This is a genomic window from Methylobacterium sp. E-065, from assembly GCF_022829605.1.
Lineage (GTDB): Bacteria > Pseudomonadota > Alphaproteobacteria > Rhizobiales > Beijerinckiaceae > Methylobacterium.
In genome coordinates, this window is the sequence record NZ_JAKSYD010000180.1 from 1 (window position 1) to 599 (window position 599).

Sequence of the window (599 nt, forward strand, 5' to 3'; positions counted from 1 at the left end):
TGGACGCTCAAGCCCGGGGTGAAGTGGCACGACGGCAAGCCGCTCACCGCCGACGACCTCGTGTTCACCTGGGCGTATGCCCGCGATCCCGCCACCGCGGCGGTGACGGCCGGGTCCTACAAGGATTGCAAGGTCGAGAAGGTCGACGACCTCAGCGTCCGGGTCGTGTTCGACAAGCCGACGCCCTACTGGTGCGACGCCTTCGTGGGCATCGTCGGGATGGTGCTGCCGCAGCACCTGTTCGGCCCCTATAGCGGCGCCAAATCCCGCGACGCGCCGCAGAACCTCGCCCCGGTGGGCACCGGCCCGTACCGGTTCGTGGAGTTCCGGCCCGGCGACATCGTCCGCGGCGAGCGCACTCCGGATTACCACCTGCCGACCCGGCCGTATTTCGCCACGATCGAGATTAAGGTCGGCGGCGACGCGGTCTCGGCCGCCCGCGCGGTGCTCCAGACCGGCGAGTACGACTACGACTGGGACATGCCAATCGAGGACCGGGTGCGGAAGCGCCTGGAGACAGGCGGCCAGGGCCGGGTCGACGTGTTGTCGCGCCGTCAGCGGGGACTCCTGCCGCGTCACGCCCCCGACGCGAAAGTCGC

At 69.9% G+C, this 599-nt stretch carries 1 protein-coding gene; it reads left to right on the top strand.

Annotated features, from left to right (window positions below; genetic code table 11):
• A partial coding sequence (locus tag MKK84_RS22440) for an ABC transporter substrate-binding protein (RefSeq protein ID WP_243923839.1) occupies window positions 1-599 on the top strand: 599 nt, incomplete at both ends.